14 protein-coding genes are annotated in these 24,740 nt (G+C 37.2%); 3 read left to right on the top strand and 11 right to left on the bottom strand.

Going from position 1 to position 24,740, the window contains the following annotated elements; all coding sequences use genetic code 11:
- The first annotated feature begins 45 nt into the window (after nt 1–45).
- From IPH11_06320 to ispD, 3 genes are all read left to right on the top strand, one after another.
- Nucleotides 46–2,844, top strand: a complete 2,799-nt coding sequence (locus IPH11_06320; protein MBK6913277.1) for a pyruvate, phosphate dikinase — start codon at nt 46–48, stop codon at nt 2,842–2,844.
- Nucleotides 2,845–2,912: 68 nt separating this feature from the next.
- A complete protein-coding gene (queA, locus tag IPH11_06315) occupies nt 2,913–3,944 on the top strand; it encodes a tRNA preQ1(34) S-adenosylmethionine ribosyltransferase-isomerase QueA (protein MBK6913276.1) in 1,032 nt (343 codons plus the stop codon).
- Nucleotides 3,941–4,615, top strand: coding sequence for a 2-C-methyl-D-erythritol 4-phosphate cytidylyltransferase (ispD, locus tag IPH11_06310; protein ID MBK6913275.1), 675 nt, complete (start codon nt 3,941–3,943; stop codon nt 4,613–4,615). Before queA ends, ispD begins: the two co-directional genes overlap by 4 nt.
- A gap of 127 nt (nt 4,616–4,742) precedes the next feature.
- Here ispD and IPH11_06305 read toward each other — a convergent pair whose 3' ends face one another.
- The 11 genes from IPH11_06305 to IPH11_06255 all read right to left on the bottom strand — a co-directional run bounded on the left by IPH11_06305 (nt 4,743) and on the right by IPH11_06255 (nt 24,738).
- Complete coding sequence (locus IPH11_06305; GenBank protein MBK6913274.1) at nt 4,743–5,303, bottom strand: PDZ domain-containing protein; 561 nt, start codon at nt 5,301–5,303, stop codon at nt 4,743–4,745.
- A gap of 12 nt (nt 5,304–5,315) precedes the next feature.
- The gene (locus IPH11_06300; protein MBK6913273.1) at nt 5,316–8,132 is read right to left on the bottom strand and encodes a M20/M25/M40 family metallo-hydrolase; all 2,817 of its coding nucleotides are present in this window, start codon (nt 8,130–8,132) and stop codon (nt 5,316–5,318) included.
- A 40-nt stretch (nt 8,133–8,172) separates the two neighbouring features.
- Nucleotides 8,173–8,865 carry an insulinase family protein gene (locus IPH11_06295; protein MBK6913272.1) on the bottom strand — a complete coding sequence of 231 codons (693 nt, stop codon included), beginning with the start codon at nt 8,863–8,865 and terminating at the stop codon, nt 8,173–8,175.
- Nucleotides 8,763–10,778, bottom strand: a complete 2,016-nt coding sequence (locus tag IPH11_06290) for an insulinase family protein (GenBank protein ID MBK6913271.1) — start codon at nt 10,776–10,778, stop codon at nt 8,763–8,765. The genes IPH11_06295 and IPH11_06290 overlap by 103 nt, the downstream gene beginning before the upstream one ends.
- Nucleotides 10,779–10,969: 191 nt before the next feature.
- Complete coding sequence (locus IPH11_06285; GenBank protein MBK6913270.1) at nt 10,970–11,989, bottom strand: PorV/PorQ family protein; 1,020 nt, start codon at nt 11,987–11,989, stop codon at nt 10,970–10,972.
- Between the two features lie 27 nt (nt 11,990–12,016).
- The gene (locus tag IPH11_06280) at nt 12,017–15,133 is read right to left on the bottom strand and encodes a hypothetical protein (protein ID MBK6913269.1); all 3,117 of its coding nucleotides are present in this window, start codon (nt 15,131–15,133) and stop codon (nt 12,017–12,019) included.
- 14 nt (nt 15,134–15,147) lie between these two features.
- Nucleotides 15,148–17,730, bottom strand: a complete 2,583-nt coding sequence (locus IPH11_06275) for a TonB-dependent receptor (GenBank protein MBK6913268.1) — start codon at nt 17,728–17,730, stop codon at nt 15,148–15,150.
- A 194-nt stretch (nt 17,731–17,924) separates the two neighbouring features.
- A complete protein-coding gene (locus IPH11_06270) occupies nt 17,925–18,980 on the bottom strand; it encodes a T9SS type A sorting domain-containing protein (protein ID MBK6913267.1) in 1,056 nt (351 codons plus the stop codon).
- Between the two features lie 201 nt (nt 18,981–19,181).
- Nucleotides 19,182–19,568 carry a hypothetical protein gene (locus tag IPH11_06265; protein MBK6913266.1) on the bottom strand — a complete coding sequence of 129 codons (387 nt, stop codon included), beginning with the start codon at nt 19,566–19,568 and terminating at the stop codon, nt 19,182–19,184.
- 34 nt (nt 19,569–19,602) lie between these two features.
- Complete coding sequence (locus IPH11_06260; protein ID MBK6913265.1) at nt 19,603–21,060, bottom strand: hypothetical protein; 1,458 nt, start codon at nt 21,058–21,060, stop codon at nt 19,603–19,605.
- A 210-nt stretch (nt 21,061–21,270) separates the two neighbouring features.
- The gene (locus tag IPH11_06255) at nt 21,271–24,738 is read right to left on the bottom strand and encodes a CHAT domain-containing protein (protein ID MBK6913264.1); all 3,468 of its coding nucleotides are present in this window, start codon (nt 24,736–24,738) and stop codon (nt 21,271–21,273) included.
- Between the last annotated feature and the right edge of the window lie 2 nt (nt 24,739–24,740).

Genomic DNA, 24,740 nt, shown 5'->3' with positions numbered 1-24,740 from the left:
TATGTTATGATAAATCAAAAGAAAAAATAATTCCGGAGGAATCAAATGGAAAAAACTCATAAGTACGTTTATTACTTTGGCGGAAAAAAAGCCGAAGGAAAAGCCGAGATGAAAGAACTTCTCGGCGGCAAAGGTGCTAATCTTGCTGAGATGGTAAATATAGGTCTGCCTGTACCTGCAGGATTTACTATCTCGACTGAGGTCTGCACTTACTATTATGCTAATAAAAGAAAATATCCCAAAGAACTTAACAAGCAAGTAAATGATGCGCTTGCCAAAGTTGAAAAACAAATGGGGGCAAAATTCGGAGATACTGAAAATACCTTGCTTGTTTCTGTAAGAAGTGGTGCGAGGGCTTCGATGCCGGGAATGATGGAAACAATTCTAAACGTCGGTTTGAATGATGTTACCCGGGAAGGATTAATCAGAAAGACCGGAAATCCAAGGTTTGTTTACGATTCTCAAAGAAGATTAATTCAAATGTACTCCGATGTTGTAATGGAAAAAGCCGCAGGAATTGAAGTTTCTGATGGTAGGGGGATTCGATATCATCTTGAAAAAGAATTGGAAAAGATGAAAGAAAAAAGAGGTGTGCATTCAGACACCGACTTAACTTCTGACGACTTAAAAGAATTAATCGAAATCTATCGCGCAAAGGTTTTAGAAGTATTAAATAAACCCTTCCCCGAAGATCCAATGGAACAGCTTTGGGGCGCAATTGGTGCTGTGTTTGCAAGTTGGAATGGTAAGCGCGCAATTTCTTACAGACGGTTCGAAGGTATTCCGGATGATTGGGGAACTGCAGTTAATATTCAATCCATGGTTTTTGGAAATATGGGGGACACTTCAGCAACAGGTGTTGCTTTTACAAGAAATCCCGCAACCGGAGAAAATCATTTTTACGGTGAGTGGCTTGCTAATGCACAGGGGGAAGATGTTGTAGCCGGAACGAGAACTCCAAATCCAATAAATGAAGTTGGGAAGAGTGAACACAACAAACATCTCTCATCGCTTGAAACCGCAATGCCCGAAGTTTATAAAGACCTTCATCAAATTCAGCATAATCTTGAACATCATTATAAAAATATGCTTGATATAGAGTTCACAATTCAGGAAGGTCATCTTTACATGCTTCAGTGCCGCGTGGGAAAAAGAAACGGTCCTGCCGCTATTAAAATGGCGCTCGATATGTATCATGAAAAATTAATTTCAAAAGAAGAAGCTGTAATGCGCGTTGAGCCTTCTCAACTTGATGAGCTTCTTCACCCGATAATTGATGCAAGCGTTGAAAAAAAATCCAAAGTAATTGCGAAAGGACTTCCAGCAGGTCCCGGCGGCGCTGCAGGTCAGGTTGTATTTAATGCTAATGATGCAGTTGCATGGAATAAAGCAGGCAAGCAGGTAATTTTAGTCCGCGAAGAAACAAATCCGGAAGATATCGAAGGCATGCGAGCCGCTGAAGCTATTCTTACGGCAAGAGGCGGAATGACAAGTCACGCTGCTCTTGTTGCAAGAGGATGGGGCAAATGTTGTATCGTTGGCGCAGGAGGAATTAAAATAAATTATGATGAAAAATATCTAACTGTTGGAGACTCTAAAATTGCCGAAGGTGAATGGCTGACTTTGAACGGCACAAAAGGTTATGTGTATGCGGGTCAATTGCCGATGATTAAATCAGCCGATGAAAATCCTTACTTCAGAGAATTGATGAAGCTGTGCGATCAGGTTAGAAGATTGAAGATAAGAACCAATGCTGATACTCCGGATGATGCAGTTAAAGCCCGTTCATTTGGAGCCGAAGGAATTGGTCTTTTCAGAACAGAACATATGTTTTACGGAAAACATTCCGAAGAACCATTATTCAAACTGAGAAAAATGATTGTTTCTAAAACCGAAGCTGAACGAAGAGCAGCTCTTGATGAACTGTTCCCGCATGTTAAAAACGATATGAAAGGAACTCTCGAAGCAATGGACGGATTTCCGGTTACAATCAGAACTCTTGATCCCCCCTTACATGAGTTTGTTCCAAACAGAATTGAAGAAAGAGAAAAGCTTGCTTCAAGTCTTGGTATTTCACTTGATGAATTAAATGAGCGCGCTGAAGCATTACACGAAAACAATCCAATGATGGGGCATCGGGGTGTTCGGCTGGGTATCACTTATCCCGAAATTACAGAGATGCAAGTTCGGGCTATCTTTGAAGCTACGGCTGAATTGATAAAAGAGGGTAAAAAACCCTTCCCCGAAATAATGATCCCGGTAGTTGGAATTGAAACCGAATTAAAACATCAGTATGAAATAATTAAAAAAGTTTATGCTGAAGTAATTGAAAAATTCGGAGTCAAAAAAATTCCTCATCTCGTTGGAACAATGATAGAAATTCCAAGAGCAGCGTTGACTGCAGATAAAATTGCAGGCTATGCGCAGTTCTTTTCATTTGGTACAAACGACCTGACTCAAATGGGATTTGGATATTCAAGAGATGACATTGGCGGATTCCTAAAAGATTACATCGAAAAGAAAATCCTTCCCGAAGATCCTTTCCAGGTAATTGATATTGAAGGTATCGGTCAGTTAATGCAAATAGCTGTTTCAAAAGGCAGAAGCATTAGACCGGATATTAAACTTGGAATTTGCGGTGAACACGGCGGCGAACCAGCATCGGTCGAATTCTGTCATAGGATAGGGTTGAATTATGTAAGCTGTTCCCCCTTTAGAGTGCCGATTGCTAAGCTTGCAGCAGCGCGTGCTATGATCAAGGAAATGTCTTCTGCAAAAAAAGCAAAAGCTAAACCGGCAGTAAAATCTGCAAAGAAAAAAACTGCAATTAGAAAGAAAAAATAATTAATGATTCCCGGGCAGAGTTATTGCTCTGCCCAAAAATTTATAAACAATTTAGATAGGTACCAAGAATGAAGTTATCAGATTTTAAATACAATCTGCCAAAAAATTTAATCCCGAAATATCCCGTAACTCCGAGAGATAAATCACGCCTGCTTGTTCTCAATAGAGAAACGCAGGAAATGGAGAACAAAGTATTTACCGATGTAATTGATTACATGGAAAAGGGCGATGTAATGGTAGTAAATGAAACGCGTGTTTTTCAAGCAAGGTTGTTTGGGAAAAAAGAAAAAACACAGGCAAAAATCGAAGTATTTTTATTGCGAGAACTCAACACAACTGAATGCATCTGGGATGTCATTGTTGATCCTGCGCGAAAAGTTAGAATAGGAAACAAAATTTATTTTGATGATAAACTTTGGTGTGAAATTATTGACAACACTACATCTCGCGGTCGAACGGTTCGTTTCAATCAGCCAAATGTGTTTAAGGCTGTTGATAAAATTGGGCACACACCCCTGCCGCCATACATTAAAAGAGAATCCGAACCATCGGACAAAGAAAATTATCAGACAGTATTTGCTAAAGTTGATGGGTCTGTTGCTGCACCAACCGCAGGGCTCCACTTCTCTGAAAAATTAGTGGAAAAGATTCTGAAAAAAGGAATCCACATCGTACCTGTAATTCTTCATATAGGATTAGGGACTTTTAGACCTGTGGAAGTTGAAGATTTAACAAAGCATAAGATGGACTCGGAATTTTTTGAAGTTCCGGCAAAATCTGCGGAAATAATTAACAAAGCAATGAATGCAAAACACAATGTATTCGTAGTAGGAACAAGTGCAAGTCGTGCTTTGGAATCAAGCACCACCGCTGACGGTTTTGTAAAGCCCACGAGGGGGTGGACAGACAAATTCATTTTTCCACCGTATGATTTTAAGGTAACCAAAAAATTAATAACAAACTTCCACCTTGCTGAATCAACTTTAATAATGCTGGTTGCTGCTTTAGGTGATACAGAATTCGTTATGAAGGCGTATAAGAAAGCCGTTAAGGAAAACTATCGGTTCCTTAGTTATGGTGATGCGATGATGATTCTATGAGAACTTACGCAATAATTCCTGCTGGAGGAAAAGGCAAAAGAGCAGGCGGAAAGACTCCAAAGCAGTATCTAAAATTGAAGGGCAAAGAGATGATTGCTCACACGCTTGATATTTTCCAGCAAAGTCCATTTGTTGATGAAATTATCGCGGCAGTAGATAATTCATATTTTGATTTGCTCAAAAAGTTGAAAAAGAAATATGCCATAACAAAGCTTACTAAAGTTGTTTGTGGAGGGGTGGAACGTCAGGATTCTGTTTACAACGCTTTAAAATCTATCAACGCTGAAAAGGATGACCTGATAATTATTCACGATGCAGCCCGACCTCTTCTGCCGATGAACGTTTTACAAGATGCCATAAAAACCGCTGTAAAGCGCGGTAATTCAATTGTATGCATAAAGGCAAAGGATACATTACTCAAAGGCAGAGAGTTGGTACAGCATTACATTGACAGAACGGATGTTTTATACGTTCAAACACCGCAAATATTTAAGTATGCAGATATTATGCTTGCGATGAAAAAAGCTTATGAGGAAAATCTGATTTGTACCGATGAATCAACTCTCGCATTTAGGGTGGGTATAAAAATAAATATAGTGGAAGGCTCGGCATTTAATTTCAAAGTGACTACTAAGGAGGATGTAGATATAATCAGAAAGTTGATAAAGTAAAGCCGAGGCTGTCTCAAAAGTCTAATTTTGTCAGTCTGAGCTTGTCGAAGACTTATGGCAATGCCATAGTGAATTCACACTTCGACGGGCTCAGTGTGACAGTAAAAATTACTTTTGAGACAGCCTCCTACTTTGCAATCAGCTCAATTTGAGTTTTATATTCCTTAGCATCGCGGATATAAATAATTTCTACTACATCGCCTGGATTGAATTTTTTTAATGCTTCGGAGTAATCGCGCAAATTCTTTACATCATATTTGTCAATTTTAATTATGACATCACCCTTCTGTAACCCCGCCTTTTCAGCCGGAGAACCAGACGAAAGATCAGCTATGCGAACACCCTCTCCTGAGAATGCAAAATCAGGAACACTTCCGGTTGAAACTTTTCGTCCGACAATTTGTGTCTCTGTTTTTTTTGTATCATCGGTTGTCTGACCTTGGAAAGTTAGCGGTTCTAACCTATCAGCTAAATATAAAATTCCTTCGCGTGCAAATGTGGCAACTTTAACTAAGCCCGATGCGTCTATTTTATCAGGAGTGTCTGTAGGTTTATGATAATCTTCATTTGCACCTGAAAAAAATTGTACAGCAGGAATTCCTGCTTCAATAAAACTAACCTGATCACTAGCATCAAGTTCCTGAGTAACCATTTCTGATTCAACGCCCGTAACATAACTTGCACCCATAAATATAAACTTCTATTCATTCGCACTGTTACTGCCAATAACTAATATTTTGTTTTTGCCAAGTCTTCCAAATGTATCAAAGTTTAAAACTCCGATAACTTTTTTAGCTGGGAAGTGCTGCATATTTTTCACATAATATTTAGAACCAAGCAATCCGCTTTCTTCCGAAGTAAAAGCAACAAAAATAATTGTTCGCTGCGGCTTTAATGATTTACCAAGCAGTTCAGCAAGCTCGAGCATCACTGCAATACCGCTCGCGTTATCATCGGCGCCAAAGTGTATTTTTCCTTCGTTTCCTTTATATGATTCAGGCCAGCCAAGACCGAGATGATCATAGTGTGCCGAAACAATTACGGACTCATCTTTCAAATCCGGATTTATTCCTGGAATAATCCCGATAATATTTTTGACCGGCGCTCTATTTCCATTTGCATCAACAACTTCATCCCAGCTTTGAAAGTAAGTACCGTCATCAGCGCCGGGTAATAATCCTGCGCTTTTAAATTTTTCAACTATGAAATCGGCAGCTTTGTTAATTCCTTCAGTGCCGGGCGCACGACCCTGCAGTTCTTCACTTGCAAGATAATTTATCGTCTTCATCATTCGATCTGAAGAAAAAACAGGATCAAGCGAGGCTAATGCGCTTCGTTTAGGTATTTCTGTAAAATTTTTGAAAGATGGTGACTGTTCATCAGCACCCACCTTTGTCGACAAAGGCGAATTTACTGTTTCCCATTCGCCCTTGCCAATGTTAGTTGGTTCATTTCCTTCAAACACAAGGTAACTATACTTGCCGTAGTGAGGAAGTTTTCTTGCAAGTCCTTCAATGGCTTCTTTATTATCAGTTGAAAGAAAAACAAGAACTGCCGCCGGGTTATTTGGATGACGAACAGATATCACCACACTATTCTTCTTAGCATCAAAAGAAGCAGCGCCAAATCGTACCATATCTTCGGTCAACTCGGCGTTATAATCTTTAATGCCGGCTTTTATTATATCGCTAAAAATATTTTCTGCCCCAAAAATCCAGATGCTTGCAGTTGGAGGCAATTCAGATATTTCATTATCAAAAGATATTTTGAAATTCTGTGACGAATCTGCTGCCCAAATGTCTGCTAGTTTTTTATAATATTCCTGTTTAACAGGATCAGCTTTTGAAGGCAACAGGATCAGTACTTCTTCCGAGCCAAATATTTTGGAAAGGGAGGGAGGAATTTCGTTATAGTTAAGTTTACGGAAAAGATTGAACTGAGGATCAACCTGAACCAATAAGGGATTTTCTGAAAATGTTAGTTGATACGTTTGTTCTTTTTGAGTCATCTCAACTTTTTTTATTTCAATGTTCTTCTCAAACGAAACAGCAATCGGAATATCCAAAATAAAAACGTCTTCGCTTTGAATTTGTTTTAAAGTAAAATTTAATTGATAATTTTCATTTTCTTTTTGAACCAAAACATTTGAGAGTGCTAATTCCGGAGCGCCTTTTCGAGTAACCCATTGATCGAAAAACTGTTTTAAGTTTTTCCCTGTAACCTCTTCAAATGACAATCGAATATCATCAAACGACGCTGCTTTATATTTATTGACTTGATAAAATTTTTGAAAGCTTTGAATGAATAAATCATCTCCCACTTTTTCACGCAGCATATTCCACATCATCGAACTTTTACCGTAGCCAATTGCTTCCGATGAAGCATTATAGCGTGAACCAAATTCGCTCAATGGGAAATCATTTGAGGACTTAACATAGTCGGTATATTTTTGAAGAGTCGAGCGCCGGTATTCTTCCCCCTGCCCGCGCTGCTCTGCAATTAGATGATCCGCCATATAAGCCGTTAAACCTTCGCACCAATTTCCGGTTTTAAAATCTACATAAACACTGTTGCCCCAATAGTTGTGCAATAGTTCGTGGGGATAAGAGGAATTAAGAATAAACGGGAAACGAATTATCTGCTCGCCCAGCAATGTGAAAGAAGGCATGCCATAGCCGGTCTCCCAAAAATTTTCTACAAGTGCAAATTTTGTGAATGGATAGGGACCAACTAATTTTCTGTACATTTCAAGATACTGTGCAGTTGCTTCGAGATATTTATTTGCAAGTGCTTCATCAGGCGTACGAAGAAAAGCCATCACATCAATCGAACCGGCAAATTTAGAATACTCTGTAAATTGTGCAGCGATTAAATAAATCTCTTCCATCGGTTCGGGCGAATCCCAGCGAATAACATGGCTTTCATTCTTTGTTTCATTTAATGTTCGATTTCCCTGACTGACTACATTCCAATCTTGCGGAACTGTCACTGTTAATTCAAAACTTATCCATTCATTACTAAACCACGGGACCCAGAAAGTTGATCCTGCTAAGTAAACTCCTTTCTCATCAATAATGCCCGGAGTTTGACTGAATCCTCTTGCGTATTCCTCACCCAATTGTTCAATTGGATAATTTATTGTCCCGTTATATTTAAGCGTAAAAGTGGCATCTCCCCCCTTATAGTTATCAAAAACGAGTGAATATTTATTTTGAGTATAATCACTTGAAGTATTGAAATCTTCCCTATCAATTCCCAAATCCTCAGCTTTAATTCCGCTCTTTTCTAATTTGACTAATACTCCGGGAGTTTCACTTGTAACAGTAAGATTATTATTTAGCAGGAAAAACATATCCGGTTTAATTTGATTAGCAGGAATCTTAATCTCATCGGAAGCTTCAATAAAATGTTTTGACGGATCAATAGTAACAGATATTTTATGATGCAGTGTTTCGGATGCAAAAGTTAAAGTTGTGCAAAAAATAAAAGTTAGTGTAAATAAAATTTTTTTATACATGATGTACTCCGAATAAGAATCTAAAGTTAAGTTGGTTCGTTCATCTAATAATTACAGATACAGGGTTATTAATCTGCATATATTTTCTAGCGGCTTCTTTCACATCGCTTAGTTTTACGTTTTTTAAACTCTCGAGAAATTGTTTATCGTAATTAAAATTATTCTGAAAATAAAGTGAGTTGCCAAGATAATATGCCTGATTGATGCTTGATAATCTTCTGAACATCATTTTTCCCAAATACATATTTATTGATTTTTGTAACTCGCCTTCTGTTAGAGTATCAGCGGCAGCCATCGTAAAAAAATTAGGATATTGCGGGACCAACTTGTCAACATTTTGCGGTCGGGTTCCCTGAGATATGTAGAAAAGAGCTTTGTCATTTATTACTTCAATACCTGCGCTCATACCGTAAGCCATTCCCTGCTTTTCCCGTATGTCAAAAATAATATCGTCGGCAAGAACTAATGCAAGTGCCTGTAAGGCTGGGGCATCTTTGGAATCAATATTTTTTGTAAATCCCCAAAATAAATATGACCGTTCACCCTGCCCGTCTTTTTCAATTGCAGTTTCCTTTTGGTTAAGAATAAGTGATTTAGAATATACCCCCGGCTCCTCTAAAATAGGTTCGGTTATAAAGTTATTAAAAAGCTTATGAATGCTTTCAAGGCTTCTGGGGAGACAACAGATACAATCATATTCCCCGGGTGAAAATATTCCTTTGCAAAAGCCAATAAATTTTCATAAGTCAGAACTACTTGATTGTTTGAATACGGATCTGATTCATAGACTAAAGATTTATAAGATTCCTCAAACAAATGCTTTGCTTTATCTCCCCCCATCGTCATCATTTTAATATTGTTGATCTGCTCAACGGCGCTGTTAAATTCAGCTTCAGTCGGGACAAAATTTTTGATTTGATCATTCACATAATTAATCGCACTGGAAAGATCATCTGCCAAGCCTTCAACTCTTATATAACCAAAATCAGGGTGGAGGTAAATATCATCCATCGGTATGTATGGGTTATCATTTACAATAAATGTGAGTCCAAACTTATTGCTGATTTTTTTATTTGCTTCTGACTCCAGGCGCTGGTTAAAACAATCGTGCAGAATTTTTGCCGCATCCTTGCCGTATTTAGATTCGTAAAACGCTTTATGTTTCACTAAGTAATGAATTGCCAATAGATCGCTAACATCATTCTGAACTGCGATTAAAGATTTGCCTGTTGATTTATCTTCAAATAATTTTATTTCATTTGATGTCTTAACTGTATCGGTTTGTGCTTTAATGCTCGGCGACTGAATAATAACCAAAGGATGAGAAGTAATTTTCAGAAGTTCAAGTTCTTTTGCGGATTCATAAAAAGCTTTGCTTTCATAAGAAGCAAGTACCGACTCAATCCCTTTTATGACCAATTCATTCGAATTATAAATTCCGAACATGTGAGGCTTTTCAATATTTTTTAAAAACTCCGTGCGGGCTTTAATTGCCTCTGCTTCAATTGTTTCACTCGTCAAACTAAAATTTAAATCTGCAAACATTTTTGAAAGCGAATTTATCACGGCATTATAGTCCGCCGGATTATCCAAAAGAATTTTTGCCTCTATAAAATTTTTGAAAGGAGATAAACGCGTGGATAAATTTATTGATTTAACTTTCAGCGGGAATTGTTTTATTAATGAATCCTGAATGGCATTTTGATCTCTACCTAAAGTTAGATTAATCAAATCATAATACTCTAAAAATGAACTGTTTGGAAGTTCATAGAATAACTGCAAGAAATTTTCTTCGCCGTCATAGAAACGATTATAAATCATTCCTGTATAAAGTCCATGAAATTCAGGTGATTGTAAACCTATTTTCCACTCGGAATTAATTTCGCGTTGAACTAAGCCCGGATTAGATTGACCATAAATTTCTTTAATGATTTCAAGCATAGAAGCTGATTGAAAATTACCAACCACAGTTAGTATCATATTATTCGGGACATAATTATTCTTATAAAAAGAAAAAACATTATCGCGGGACATTGATTGTATGGTTGAATAAGTTCCAAGAGTTGGTAAAGAAAGAGAATGCCCGTCATATAGAATTGATAGTGTGTTGCGTTCTATTTGTTCTTGCGGATCGGCAAGAGTTTTAGAAATTTCTTCAAGCACAATTCCTTTTTCTTTTTCAAATTTTTCTAAAGGCAAAGTTGAATTGAAAAGCATGTCCGCTTGAATTTCCATTCCCTTTTTTATGTTTTCGAAAGGAGTTACCATCATAAAATTAGTGTAGAACTCTGCTGTGCTTGCGTTGTTGTATCCGCCAATTAAATCAACATCATCATAAAGCTGCTTTTGATTTCGAGTAGTTGTTCCGTTAAAAAGTAAATGTTCGAGCATGTGGCTCATTCCGCTTGTTGAAAAAGTTTCGTAAGCTGAACCGACTTTTACTGCGACATTCACCCCCGCCATGGGAAGCGCAGGATTTTCAATTAGCAGAACTTGCATTCCGTTATCTAATTGATAAATCGAAACACCTTTCGGTAAAGTATCAGCTTTATACTTTTCAATTTGCCGGGCGTTCAGAAAAGATGCCTGAAAAATTATTATGCTGATTAAGAGAACACTAAGCAGACTAGCGTATTTTCTTAACATTTATTATCTCCTTTGTTTAGATGTAAAATACATCTTTATGAAAATATTGGATGACTTTTTAAAATATTTTTTTCTATAAGGAAAATTAGTGAGTTTGTAATTGATATTCTTATGCTATCGAAAAGTAAAATAGGACAGAGGAAAAGCAAAAGCAGATAATAATTCCCCTGAAATTTTTTTTCAAATAACAATCAAAATCTTAACTCAACTGAAAACTGTGAAACTTTACCTAAATCGTTAAAATCAATTAATGCATAATCGAAGCCAACTTTTTGACTTCCAACATCCATCAATAATCCCAAACCGAAAGTCCATTTTTCCAGATCATAATTCATCCTGTAACCGACCCTTGCAAAAACCATTTCGTCCCAGGCATACTCACCGCCGATATTTACTTTTTCAGTGTTGTCATTCGGATGAACTCCATCAACTGCAAGAGTAAATCTGTTTTGATCTGAAGCAATAAACGGATCGGAGCCGCCGACTATATTCATTGCAACACCCACCCTGAAAATTAATGGCAGCGCCCATGCTTCGGTTTTAAGCCGCGCATCGGTATTGTAGTTGCCGGAAATATTACTATTAATATCTGTTACAGTAATTAAATCGCGCCCTTCCAATTGCATACTTCCACCAAAGTTGGAAATGCTCATAGCAATTATGAGATCGTGAAAACCGGTTCGCAGAAAAGTTCCAAGATCAAGAGCAAATGTGTTGGCTGATTCATTATAAAGATTTTGCTGAATGTATTTGGCAGTTAAGCCGACAGAAAAACGATCCGTTAAAGCACGGGCATAACTTAGTCCGATTGCAAGATCGCTAACGTCATAATAAATTCCAGTTCCATCAGGCTGGGTTACTGTTGTAACTTCCTGCTCACTTGTATTTAATCCAACAACACTCAACGCAATAACATCACTTTCATTTAAGGAATAAACTGCGCCGGCAAAATCGTGTGAGATTTCTGCAAACCATTCAGTATGAGATACTGCAACAGAAAAATTTTGAAGATTTGTTAACCCGGCAGGATTCCAGTATAAAGTGCTGACATCATTCGCAATAGCAGTAAATGAACCGCCAAGTGCCATTGCTCGTGCACCCACTCCAATTTTTAGAAACTGCGCTGCAGTAGTTCCAACTTTTGAAAAATCACCTGCAAAAACTGTTAGTTGAATTGTTGCAGCCAGAATAAAAGTAATAAATGTTTTCATTTGCAATTTCTCCATAATGTCTGTCAACTATTTAATGACAAGAAATTTCCCGACTTTTTTCTGACCGCCGGGAGTTGAAACAACATAAACATATAAACCGTACGCAATGTATTGATCATTATAAGTGCGCATATCCCAGAACTGATATCCGGTATTATCCTGATGATAGAGATCAATAATAAAATCTCCGGCAACAGTATAGATAGAGATTTTGCATTCATTCGGTAAATGATTGAACATAATTTTTTTCCCAAACTGTGAAGTTTCCCATTCGTTCGACACGATGTAAGGATCCGGTACCACACGGATTTTATTTAAATCAATTGCATCCGTGTTTGAATAATTTAATTTTTTTGTATTGAATTCATACCGAATTTCTTTTCTAAATGGTTTATAAGTTCGAATCGTAAATTGATCGCCTTGCGAAGGAGGAGTTGCGGCTATATGAACAGTATCTCCATCAGCATTAATGTAAGTATCAGGTTGGTGATTGGTTTGTAAAAGTAAACCCGTCTTTATTGTGTCACCTGCCTCAGGGATTACTTCGTACTTTTCAAAATTTAAAATGTCAATATATTTTTCATAAAACCCCGGGCTGCCGGCAGTGTAGGCTGAACCGCCTGGCAAAAGGTCCCACCCTATCGGACTGTAATAAAATTTTCTGTACTCTTCCCAGGGGGCGGGAATAGCAAATTCAAACAGCCACGTATTGTTACTTACATCAACAGGATTTTGAAGATCTGTAATTACTTCTACTTTTAGCGGCAGATGAATAATCGTGTCGTAAACAGTGCCTGAGAAAAAATCATAAAGCCGCGCAGAAAGCCCACCTGAAATGGTAGTGTCAATTGTAATCTGATAATCATCAATAGTATAAACCTCTTCCTGAACAACTTCCTGACTTCCGATATATCTTTCGACCGGTTTTGTGTTCCAATAGAAGGTAGAGGTATCACCGTTCACTTTTGTCCATCCGACAAATGAGGTTCCTGATGGCGAATTTAAAACTGTTAGACGGAATCCATCCGTAATAGGCAAATTATCTTCGGTTTCATCCGACAACAAATGATGATCAAGCAGTAATGTTGTATCTCCGGACTCAGCAGAAATTCTGTAAAGATTAAATCCAAGCACATAGTTAGAATCAGCCCCGGCAATTTCTAAAGTTGAATCAACAAAAGTAATTAAATAATTATCATCTGTAATTGCTGCCGGATCAACAATATCAAGTTCAACAAGTCCCTGACAAATTCCGCCGATTGGGGGGATAGAACCGTCAGGATTAAGCCCCGGGGCGAAAGTTGCGTCTTCATAATTTTGCGGCAGCACACCCGGCACAACTGAAACTGTACTGCTTTCTAATGTTGAATGACCTAATGGCGACTGATAAGATTGTTCGAGACTATCTATAGTTTGATTGCCTTTATCATAAGCAGTAACGCAATACCAGTATTCAATTCCGTTAATTAAATTTTCATCTGTAAAGGTATGCTTCAAACCAGTGTCATCGCCGAGTGATTGATTGAATGCCGGGTCAGGTCCTTTTATTCCATCAATTAAATCAAAAATTTTTATCGGCTTGTATCCAATCACATTTCCAAATTGATCTGTGATTGGACTTCCCCACGTTTTCCCCTGATTATCGCTGCGATAAATTTTATATCCTTCAAAATCTTTTTTGCCGGTTAAATTGTCTTTAGAATTCTCAGCATCGGAATCCCAAAAGATGCGAACACTTTTATCAAGAGCTTGCACCTGAACAGTTGGAGTTTTAGGCGGACCAGAGCCCTGAAGTTTTCTTTCGAACATTTGCTGAGTCACTCGCAGATTTTTCATAAGGTCGGTGGTATCAGGCTGAAAAGGAATATTACCGGAATTTCCCATCACAACAGCAACAGAGGAAATTACAGTTTCATCAGGAGCCAATGTTAATGGTCCTGTCATTATAAAATAGTTTAATGGCGCACCTTCGGGGAAATATTGATTTAAAACATCGGGGTGTGTATCATCTATTCGAGTGTCAGCACCATGGAAATAAGCATCAGGAATTGTTAGATTAGGATCATTGGGATTGCTGGAAATAATAGGCCACATTTGTTCGTCAATGGATGGGGCAACGTCTCTGTTAAAATAATGAAAATCAGTCACACCCATGTTCTGAGGAGTCTCGAGAATATTTAACCCCACCATTCCAAGATCGGTGGGATCACTTTCCCAGGCTCCATCTTTAGTGTTATTGCGATCCCAAACATAAACAAAGTCACCTTTAGCATTCCCGTCATTTGGATTGCTATCAATGATATTTATTAAATCCTGGTTGTCATAATCCGGTCGGAAGATAGCATAATAGCCAACATAAACGCTGTCAAGCTGCTGCCCGCTTTTATTATGGATTGTGAATTCCCAGATCAGCAGATCTTCGGCATAAGGACGTCCGTATGTATAAGCCATTTCTTCAACTTCAATCCCGAGTGGTCCATTTGGATTAGAATTAATTTTGTCATCAAACACGGAGTAAATATCACGGTCGGAAACAAATTCGCCTTGAACTTCCTGTCCAAAGTCGGGAGATGACTCATCAATATTTATTCTAAATTTTCCTGGCCAATGTCTTTCTCCCGGTGTGCTGATCCAATTGCCAAAATCATCAAAATATCCTTCGGTCCAGGTGTCGGGGTTATCGCTCATTGCGAGAAATGGAGTTTCGTCAGGGGGAGGAGTAATGACATCGCCGGAAAATATTTGTCCGCGCGAACCATCTTTCGGAACCCAGTCGTATTTGTCAGTGGCAGCACCAACAACTGAAGTAATTACATTTCCCTTTGATGCAACAATCAATCCTAAACCAAAGCAGTAGTGAGTTTGTGCGCCTGCATCAGAGGGCCAGCGGATTGCTTCATTAAAATATTCGTGAAAATTTGAAAGGACGCCGTAGTTGCCGAGGTAATTTACAACTTGTCCTTTATCCATTATCCCGATTCCTCTTTCTTCGCTTGATAAGATTTTAGGGACAAGCGTTAAATTTTTTACGTTTTCACCATGGCAACTTTCGCAGGATTGAATCTGTGCCTGTACATTAACGGTAACAGCAACAGAGATAAAAAGGAATAAAGAAAGTAAATATCTTTTTAAAATTTTATTCATAAAAATTTCCTTAGTTACAAAACAAATTGAACGCCAAACTTTATAATTCTCGGCGGTCCGATGTATGTTGGGTTATGATCTGCATCTGGAGAAGATCCTACCAAGCCCGGCTGCCCCGTATCAAAAGGCTTTCCGGTGCGCGAATAAACATAGACAACATTTTCTGTGTTGAGAAGATTTGTTATTTCTAAAAAAATTGCAGCCGCAACTCCTGAAAAAGGAATCGTTTTTATTGCTCGAATATCAACCGTGGAAGTCCATGGTTTTCTTCCTGAGTTTATATCAATTCGAACAGTTGGATCTACATACGGAGTGTATGGCAAACCGCTGTTAGCTTTTAGAATAATATTGATATTAAGATTGGAGAGTAAATCCATTCCTAAAATATTTATTCCGCTATTTTCAGGAATGTTGAAATTCAAATTCACTGCAAACTTATGACGTTGATCAAAATCAAGAAAATATTCCTGGTGGGGGATTTCTTCTTTTGTAAAAGCATTAAAGTAGCCGCCCAACGGCTGTGAGTTATTTCCTTTAGCAACCATATAAGTGTAATCAATCGAACCTGAAAAATAATTACTGTAACGTTTGCTGATTGTTAGATCAACTCCTTTTACACTTGCATAATCAGAATTAAAAAAGACCACATAATCCTGGGATAGATAACTTATCTGTAAAGTTGAGAGCAAGTCTGTTATGTCTTTATTCCATGCTGTTAAATCCAATGCCCAGCTTTCACTTAATTTGTATTTTATTCCTGCTTCATAAGAAACTGTTTTTTGGGCTTTAACATTTGGGTTCCCAATTAATGGAAGGGAGGTGTTAATATCTCTGCCGTTGTTATAGTATAAAGAATTGTAATCCGGGTATTGAAAAAAATGACCGTAAGAAAAATGAAGCACAGCATCTTCCGTAATTGGATGAGCTAATCCGATGCGCGGACTGATTTGAGTTTTAGGATCAACCTTTACTTCATCAGCGAGTATCCAGTTATTATTTTCGTCAAAATATCCGAACCTGCGGATATCAGGCCACATAGTTGCACTTGGATCAACATAATCAAACCGCAAGCCAACGTTAACTATTAAATAATTATACTCAATTTTATCCTGCAAATAACCACTAAACTCAATTGGGTTTTTTGAATAAATATCTTTGAACTGTGCACCTGAAGGCCAGGGTTCTGATTCTTCGTGCACATTAATATCATGTTTTACTAATTCGAAACCGCCTTTAAACTGATTATTAATATTTGCTTGAAAAGTCGCATCAACTTTTCCACGGTAAGTAACGGTATTATTATCAGCAAATTCAGAATCGTCTCCCTCGACAAAAAAATAAACTGTTTCGCCGGTTCTTCCCATTATATATTCTGACGGTAATTTATCCCCCACCTGCACTATTCTGTGATTTTTAAATCTTGATAGGTTTGCCGTATAAAAAAAGCTGTTGCCAAGTGTTTGTGTAAAAACTATTCCAAGTCTGGTTGATTGAATTTCAGTATGTGCTTGATGATCACTGAGATATTTCCATGCGTGGTTGTAGCCTTGAAATTTTTGCCCGGTCATTTGTCCGGAAAGAGAGATTTTAATTGTGGGAGTCATTGAATAGGTTAGTTTAGCAAATCCATCTCCCTCTACATTATAGCCATGCGGGAGATAACTATCTTCATTTCTATAAACGCCTGAGAGCAAAAAAGACAAGTCGGCAGCTATGGGACCATTTAACGAAGCAGTCATTAAGCCGGGAATGGGGATAATTTGCTCGTCGTACATTTTAATGTTTTCGTAGTCAGATTGATCAACCACACCGGCGAATGGGTTTGGTTTTCTGTATGGCGAAGAATTTATCATTGGTGAAGTATATTCAAGTTTACCATGAAAATTTGAGCCCCCATCCTTTGTAACAAGATTTACTATGCTTGACATTGCATCACCGTACTCTGCATTAAATGTACCGCTGATAACCTGCATTTCATTAATAGCATCTTTATTCAGAGCGCTGTTAAAACCGCCGTATAAAGGGTCGTCAACTTTAACTCCATCAATCATATAACCAATCTCGCCGGTTCTTCCTCCGCGAACATGAAGCTGTCCTTCGGAGTCAGTGGTAAATCCGGCTTTGGTGGATAATATATCCTGCACATTATTAACCGGCATATTCAATATTTCATCCGAACTTACAACAGATAATTTTGAAGTAACATCTTTTTGAATCAACGGGCGTACAGCAACAACAACAACTTCTTCATCAAGATTGAGCACTTGAGTTTCCATTTCAATTTCTAATGTAGTAGTAAGATCTATCAACACTCTAACGCTGCTGATGCTGTAAGGTTTATAACCAATCATAGTAGCACGCAAGCTGTAGATTCCGGGAGGAATATTTAAAATGAAAAAATCACCATCTAAGTTGCTGGCGGCGCCTAAAATTGTACCTTCGATAATTATGTTACATCCCGGGAGTGGTTCACCTGTTTCGGCATCTCTAACAGTGCCGGAAATTTTTCCGGTAGTTCCTGCATAATTAATAATTGACGCAAAAACGAATATACTTACAAAGCAGCGAAACGAAATATTTTTTAGAAGATTTTTCAAATGAATTAACTCCTGTTTCAATTATTATTCTCAGAAATTATAACTATCTGATAAATTAAATGACCTCTCGAAAATAGATTTTGAAATCATCACCGGTTGACTTTAAATTTTCTGTGTCAGACCCATAGTCAGCTGAAAATCACAAAACTTATTTTCGAGAGCACGTATGAAATCTTATTCAGTCAAATAGAGCCTTACTTCAACAAAATCATTTTCTTGCTGGATGTAAAATTTCCTGCACTTAAAGTGTATAGATAAATTCCTGTCGGTACATTATTTCCTGATTCATCGGTTCCATTCCAGTTGACTGTGTAACTGCCGGCTGATTGTTCTTTCGAGACCAGCGTTTTTATCTTTCGTCCGAGCAGATCATAAACAGAAAGTGTTACATAGTTACCTGTAGAAATCTGATAAGCAATATTTGTCTCTGGATTAAATGGATTTGGAAAATTCTGTTCAAGATAAAATCCATCGGGCAACCCTGTATTTGAATTATCATCCAAAGATGTTACGAGCGAATTAACAGTGATATTATCGAAGTAACCGGGGAGGGGAAAACCATTCTGAAAAATATATACACCATATTTACCCGAGCTCATTCTATCTTCACCGCTATCAATTGCGGGAACGGTGCCTAATAACTGTCCATCGAAGTAGCACCAGAAAGCCGTGCTGTCTGCGTTAAGTGTTTTTACTTCCACTTTCATTTTGTGCCAGCCATTTTCTGTTGGAATGCCACCGGGGATACTATCGGCTTTGTAAGAATAATCAAAAGAGTAGGTAAAAGTAGAAAAATTAAATCGGTTATTAAACAACCTGATTCGCGGATAAGGAACTGCATCAAAATCGGCAGTCATCTTTATGTATGTCCCGATAGTGCTGTCTGCATAAATTACCAACCCGGTATATGCTGACCCGTCGGGATGATTAACATAACAATAAACATCTGCTTCAATTGAATAATCCATCAGGTCAGTAGTGCCGGCGATTGCGAGAGCAATTCCTGTGTAAGAAGTATCAACGTCCTGAAGCCAACCAACATAACTACCGCCGGTTAAAAGGGGGATGGGTGCATTAGCCATCGGGACTGCGGCTAACATATCTTCTCCTGCAAAGAAAGCTTGCCATTCAGTACTTGCCGTACCGGTTTCAAAATCTTCTGTAAAGATTGACTGTGCGAGAGCTGATGGAGAAAATGTAAACGATAAAACCAAAAACGAAACACAAAAAGCAGTAAATAATTTTTTCATAGCTTACCTCATAAAATTATTAAATGTTGTTTAATATAGTTCGAGTCTTTTCTTTATCAAATATACTAATAAAATATAATTCAGTGTGATCAGGCTAATTCTGAGTGTGGAGTCTTAGTGATTTCTTAGTCTGTATGATTTATAATATTCTTGCTAAACATCTGATGGCATTGCCACCGGAGGTTTCTGAAAATGAATATTTTATTTCAGAAGTATCATCTTTCCCATATCTGAAAAAACGGGAATGTCTCCTTCCCCCCTTACCATTATCTGATAGATGTATATGCCTGTGGCTATGTCGCTGTAATATGGTCCCATCGGGGCTTCAAAACTGTTTGCTCTTTCTCTTTCTCCTGTGTTGGGCTGAAATACTACTTCATAATAACCTTTGTTCTGCCACTGATTCACAAGGACTTTTACTAATTCTCCTTTTACATCATACACATAAAGTTTTACATATCCCGCTTCTTTTAACCTGTATGGAATTATTGTTGATGGATTAAAAGGGTTTGGATAATTACTCAATAATCTAAATCCATCATCGCCTATCGGGGGATGTTCTGTCAAGCCTGTTATTGTCACTGTCACTTCTTCACTTGGTTCTGATTGATTATTCTGATTATCAAATGCTGTAACTAAATAATAGTATTTTTTTTTCTTTGTTAGTGATTGGGAGATTATCATAAAATAAAGTGTCGCTTGTTATTCCAACTATCTTGGTTGTGTCATAGATAAAATTAGTTACTGTATCGCGGTAGATTCTGTAATGTGAAAAATCTGCTTCAGTGTTTTTATTCCAGGTTAATTTTATCAATCCATCTTCAACAACAGCGGTAAGATTATGTGGAGGACGGGGTGCTAAATCATTATACGTGTAACTCCAGCCGTAAGGTCCGCCGTAAAGACCAATGTCACTTCTGCTTCCATCTCTGTCAAGTATGATGGGATCACCTGCATCAATCAGGGGAGAATATTTTTGAAGATGAAAATCGAGATCACCTTCGGTTGAGTCATCATTTACTATCATTGGATCAACTGATAGGTTTGTGCTGTCGGGGGTAAAGCCACTGTAATTGAAGTCATTATTCCAGGAATTATTGTAATGTGCACTTATACCTTGACCTCCACAATTAATTATACCATTATTGGCATTAATTATAGAGTTATTTACTAATTGTATTAAATGGCTATCATCTCCTGTAAAGATAAAACCATCTCCCAATTCACCAAATACATTATTATTATAAGTCTGATGAGGAACCCCGGTATTTACAAAGCCATCAGAATTAGGTAAGTATTGGCTTGCTATAACAATATTATTAAAAACTTTAGCTGTATCTGTATAACTTCCCTGATATCCCTTAGAATAATCTGCTTTTAAAATAATTGTGTTGTTAGTTATTGTGGGTTTGCTGCCAAAGGCAATTCCGATTCCGTGGCCAGTTGTTTCAATATAATTTGAATCAATTACTGGTGTAAATGTTAAGTCAAAAGCCGAAATATCGATCCCAAAATCTTGATAAAGATTGCTACTAATGATGTTACTTCTAACCAAAGAATTTGAATTGAATATTTCAATCCCGGTTCTGTTGTTCAAACAAATATTTTTATAAACAGTTGGATCTTGACCAACAAGAATACCGTCTGTAGCATTTGAAGTCTTATTCATTGTAATTAAACTCTTTCCACCTCCTGCGATACCATCTCCAGTATCGGAATCATAAGAAACGATGACATAAAATCCTTTAAAGATACAACTATCAACAACTTCAACTGCGTGAAAACTTGATGTTACTATTTCTCTCGTATCAATCACACAGCTATCCATACCTGCGCCAATAAGACTTAAGCCGGGAATCATAACTACCTGCTCTTTGTAAGTACCGTTGGCAACGTAAATGGTATCGCCAAACACGGAGATGTTAATGCACTCCATAATGCTGTCGGCGGCGGTTTCCCAGGTTGTGTAGGGCGGGGTGCTGCTGCCGGTGGGACTGACGTACCTGACGGTACTAATTAACAATGAAGAATTAAGAATTAAGAATGAAAGCAGGAGTGGAAGGAATATTTTTGGTTTCATAGTAAAGCCTCAAAGTAATATTAAATTTCCGGGAGGAATTTATAAATAAAATAGCTGAAATGCATTAACGAGGGGAAAAGTTAATTTGAAATGAAGGATTCGAAGTTCAATAATTGACTCTGCTACCCTGAAAGTTTCAGGATGCGACTTTCAAGATATTATAATTTTAAGACATTAATTGAGATGGAGGAGAGATGAAAAATAACGAATTTATACCGCAGATAATTTTTGCTTTCTCCTCCAATATATGAATAATACTGAAACTGTAAATATCGCAAGTAGTCCGATAATGTAAGGCTGCATGTTTACACTCTGTTTCAAATCTATTTTTGAAATATTACCATTCAGTATGAAAGCACTCCAGTAAAAAGGGTTGGGGGAATATTCTTTTATGAAATCAAGTTTTGCTAATCGCAGCGCTTCTGATTTATCAAAGCCTTCGCTTAATCTTTTGTAAAATAGGATCATAAATTTTGAGGTGTATTTATCATTTACTTCCCATAAAGAAACCACTACGCTTTTAGATCCAGATTCAAAAAATGCTTTTGACATTCCGAGTATTCCTTCGGATGCATCAATGGCGCCCAAACCGGAATTGCACGAACTGAGCACAACCAGATCGCTGTTGAGTTTCAACTGAACAATTTCAGATGCCTCGAGAAAGCCGTCGTTTTCAGTGTCGTAAGAATTTGAAAAGAAAATGACCGGCTGTTTATTGAAGAGCATTGAATGAGTCGAAAGATGAATGATCTTATTATTCTCACAATTTAATTTGAAGTTTGTTTCGGTGGCTTCTGTATTTGTTAATACTTGATTTGCGCCGATCAAGTTTCCCACCCCGCTAATTTCTTCTTCGGAATATTTTAAAGGAAGTAACGCCACATTTCGCGGTACACCGGAATTTTCTTCGAGTAATCCTCTTCTGTCTGCAAATTCGTTTGTGCTGCTGTTGATAAAAGGATTTCCGATGATCAAGGATTTATTGTTACTAAGTTTTTTATTTTCTTTTAGCTCGAGATAATTAGCAGCAGAGTTTGCGTATGAAATATTATAATCATAGATCAGAAATTCTTTATCATTATAACTATAGGGACTGGAATTATTATCGAAAGACTTAACAAGAAATTCAAATGGAAATGCTATTAGTTCAGTTGATGGTGAAAAAATAATATCACTGCTTTTATTAACTTTTGTTAAAACCGGTTTGAGCAAAGTTGAGTAGAAATCAAAAGCTGATTTTGCATTGAATGAAAATAAATCCTGATTATAAAATTCATGGTCTGAAATGCTGTCATCATAAAAAGGAGAAATAGACGAGAGCATTGAAAGAATATCGCCTTGACCTTTGTTTATTTCAAAATGCTGAAAATCTTTTTTCGTAATTAAAAAAATATGGGTGAATCTTTTATTAGAATAAATTGAAATGAAGTTTTCTTTTTCTGAAAGACCATTCTGTATATTTTTAATTGAATGACTGCTGTCGAAGTTTAAGTATTTTGCTAATGATGGATCAGTCTTTACGATTTCTTCTTTAAGAAGACGAGATTGAATTTTAACCGAGTCTATCTCATTCTCCGAAAGAAGCTGAGAATGAATCAGCCACTCGTATTCGTAAATTTTTTCTAACAAGGAATCGCTGCCAACTGCCGCCTGAAGCTTGATATTGCTCAGGTTCTGCATCATGTTTCTCGATCTTGAGTGATCAATCAATTCAAATGCTTCTCCAAATCTTTTCTGATTTAACAACAGATTTGCATAAGAGTTATATACTTCAGCTTTAGATGAAAAATAAAAAATCTGTACTTCATTTTCTTCAAACAAAGGGCGGGAGACATCCTCAATTAATTTAACAGCAGACTTGAAATAAGATTCAGCAGCTTCGTTCAAACTGTGTTCGGCAAATAAATTTCCTAATGAATGCAGTGCTTCAATTTGGAGATTAGTTTCATTTAACCTGCGTGCGATATTCAGAGAAGACAGATAACTATTTTTTGCTTCGTTAAAATTATTTTCTTTGGAATAGATATTCCCTTCTATTAACTGTGCTTCGGAAAGAATATTATCGAAGCCATATTTAGATGCGGAGTTTTTTGCAATAGAAATATAGTTTCGAGCCTCCTTAGTTTGATCCGATTCAAAATAAACCAAAGCAATGTCGAGTGTGGAAAGCGTTTCAGTGTAAAATGAATTTATCTTTTTAGAGAGTGTAATTGATTTTTGCAAAAACATTTTTGCATTGTCAAGGCTGTCTAATTTGAATGAAGCAATGCCAAGTTTATTATAAAGGTCGGCGGAAGTATAAAGGTTTCCCGCCTCCTCACTTTCGGAAAATGCTTTTTCAAAAAATTGGAGCGACCCGGAAAATCTTTCAAGATTAAAGTTAAGGATTCCGAGCCCCGAGTTTATCAGAGAAGACAAATCAATTTCTTTTATATCGGAAGTTATTTCTTGTGCCTTGCGATAGTATTTTAATGCTTCGCTGTAGTTTGATATATTAGAATACACATCGGCTATTCCGGTAAGATTTAATGCAAGCGCTCTTTTGTTATCGCCCGCAAATTCTACCCCATCGTTGTAGTATTTAAGTGCAGATTTAAAGTCAAATATGTTTAGATAAATTCTTCCGAGGTTATCGGATAAAAATGACAACCTCATTTTATTTCCAAGACTTTTATAAATCTGATAGCTGCGTTTGTAATTCTCTTTCGCATCAATTAATTCATTTGTGAAAGAAAATGATACGCCAAGTTCAGAATAAGCGAATGCGAGATTTTCATTATCGTTAATACTCTTTGAAATCGTTATTGCCTTATTGAAATACTCTCTTGCTTTTTCCACTTCGCCATTCATGTCCGACATGATTCCAACATCAACCATGGCTTTGGATTCATTTTGTCTATCGCCGACTTTTTGTGAAAGTTTTAATGCACTTTCATATTCTGTTAATGCTTTTTCATTTTCGCCGGAAAGAAAATACAGCGAACCTTTTGCAAGTAATGCTTTTATTTGAAACCATTTGTCTTTTTCAGCCAGCTTCAGGGCTTTATTAATTACTGTAAGTGCTAATTGATAATCTCCAAGACTCCTCTGCAAGAATGAATAGTGAAAAAACAACTCATAATTTGTGGTATCATTCACAACTAACTGAGTTATAAATTTTTCTGCGTCTTTGTACTTTCCTTTTGCCGAATTAATAAAATAGAGCAAAATATTTTTATCGAACGATTCGTCGAAGGATTTATCTCCATTAAGTTTTGCATCAAGCATTGATAATCTATCGGTAGCAGATGCACTGAAAATAAGCTCTTCGTAATAAGGGAGAAAATCCTGATGATTTGAAAATTTTGAATAGAGGGTGTCGAACATTTGGTCGTAATTTCCATCGCGGTTGGAAATCATTGCAAATAAAAATGACTTCTCAAAACCATCGTGTAATTTTTCTAATTTTTGTTTTTCATGGTTGGAGTTAATATCAGAATTGAGGATAATTCTCTGATAAGATTTTAACAGTTCAACATTCCAATTGGCTGTAATTACAGATTTGTAAATCGAATCTGAAGCAGAAAATTTGTCGGATTTTTTTAAGTCATTATTTTCAGAACCGGAAAAATTTTTATCGGCGGGCTGAAACAAGGAAAGTATCAGCAGCAATAATATGGATGTCTTGTATATAATCATTG

The organism is Ignavibacteriales bacterium (assembly GCA_016709155.1).
Taxonomy (GTDB): Bacteria; Bacteroidota; Ignavibacteria; order Ignavibacteriales; family Ignavibacteriaceae; genus JADJEI01.
The sequence above is the reverse complement of the archived record's forward strand: the minus strand, read 5'-3'. Positions and strand labels throughout refer to the sequence as shown.

Coding starts and splice junctions, on each gene's coding strand:
- IPH11_06320 (MBK6913277.1), top strand. CDS start 46: ATGGAAAAAACTCATAAGTACGTTTATTACTTTGGCGGAAAAAAAGCC.
- queA (MBK6913276.1), top strand. CDS start 2,913: ATGAAGTTATCAGATTTTAAATACAATCTGCCAAAAAATTTAATCCCG.
- ispD (MBK6913275.1), top strand. CDS start 3,941: ATGAGAACTTACGCAATAATTCCTGCTGGAGGAAAAGGCAAAAGAGCA.
- IPH11_06305 (MBK6913274.1), bottom strand. CDS start 5,303: ATGGGTGCAAGTTATGTTACGGGCGTTGAATCAGAAATGGTTACTCAG.
- IPH11_06300 (MBK6913273.1), bottom strand. CDS start 8,132: ATGTATAAAAAAATTTTATTTACACTAACTTTTATTTTTTGCACAACT.
- IPH11_06290 (MBK6913271.1), bottom strand. CDS start 10,778: ATGTTAAGAAAATACGCTAGTCTGCTTAGTGTTCTCTTAATCAGCATA.
- IPH11_06285 (MBK6913270.1), bottom strand. CDS start 11,989: ATGAAAACATTTATTACTTTTATTCTGGCTGCAACAATTCAACTAACA.
- IPH11_06280 (MBK6913269.1), bottom strand. CDS start 15,133: ATGAATAAAATTTTAAAAAGATATTTACTTTCTTTATTCCTTTTTATC.
- IPH11_06270 (MBK6913267.1), bottom strand. CDS start 18,980: ATGAAAAAATTATTTACTGCTTTTTGTGTTTCGTTTTTGGTTTTATCG.
- IPH11_06260 (MBK6913265.1), bottom strand. CDS start 21,060: ATGAAACCAAAAATATTCCTTCCACTCCTGCTTTCATTCTTAATTCTT.
- IPH11_06255 (MBK6913264.1), bottom strand. CDS start 24,738: ATGATTATATACAAGACATCCATATTATTGCTGCTGATACTTTCCTTG.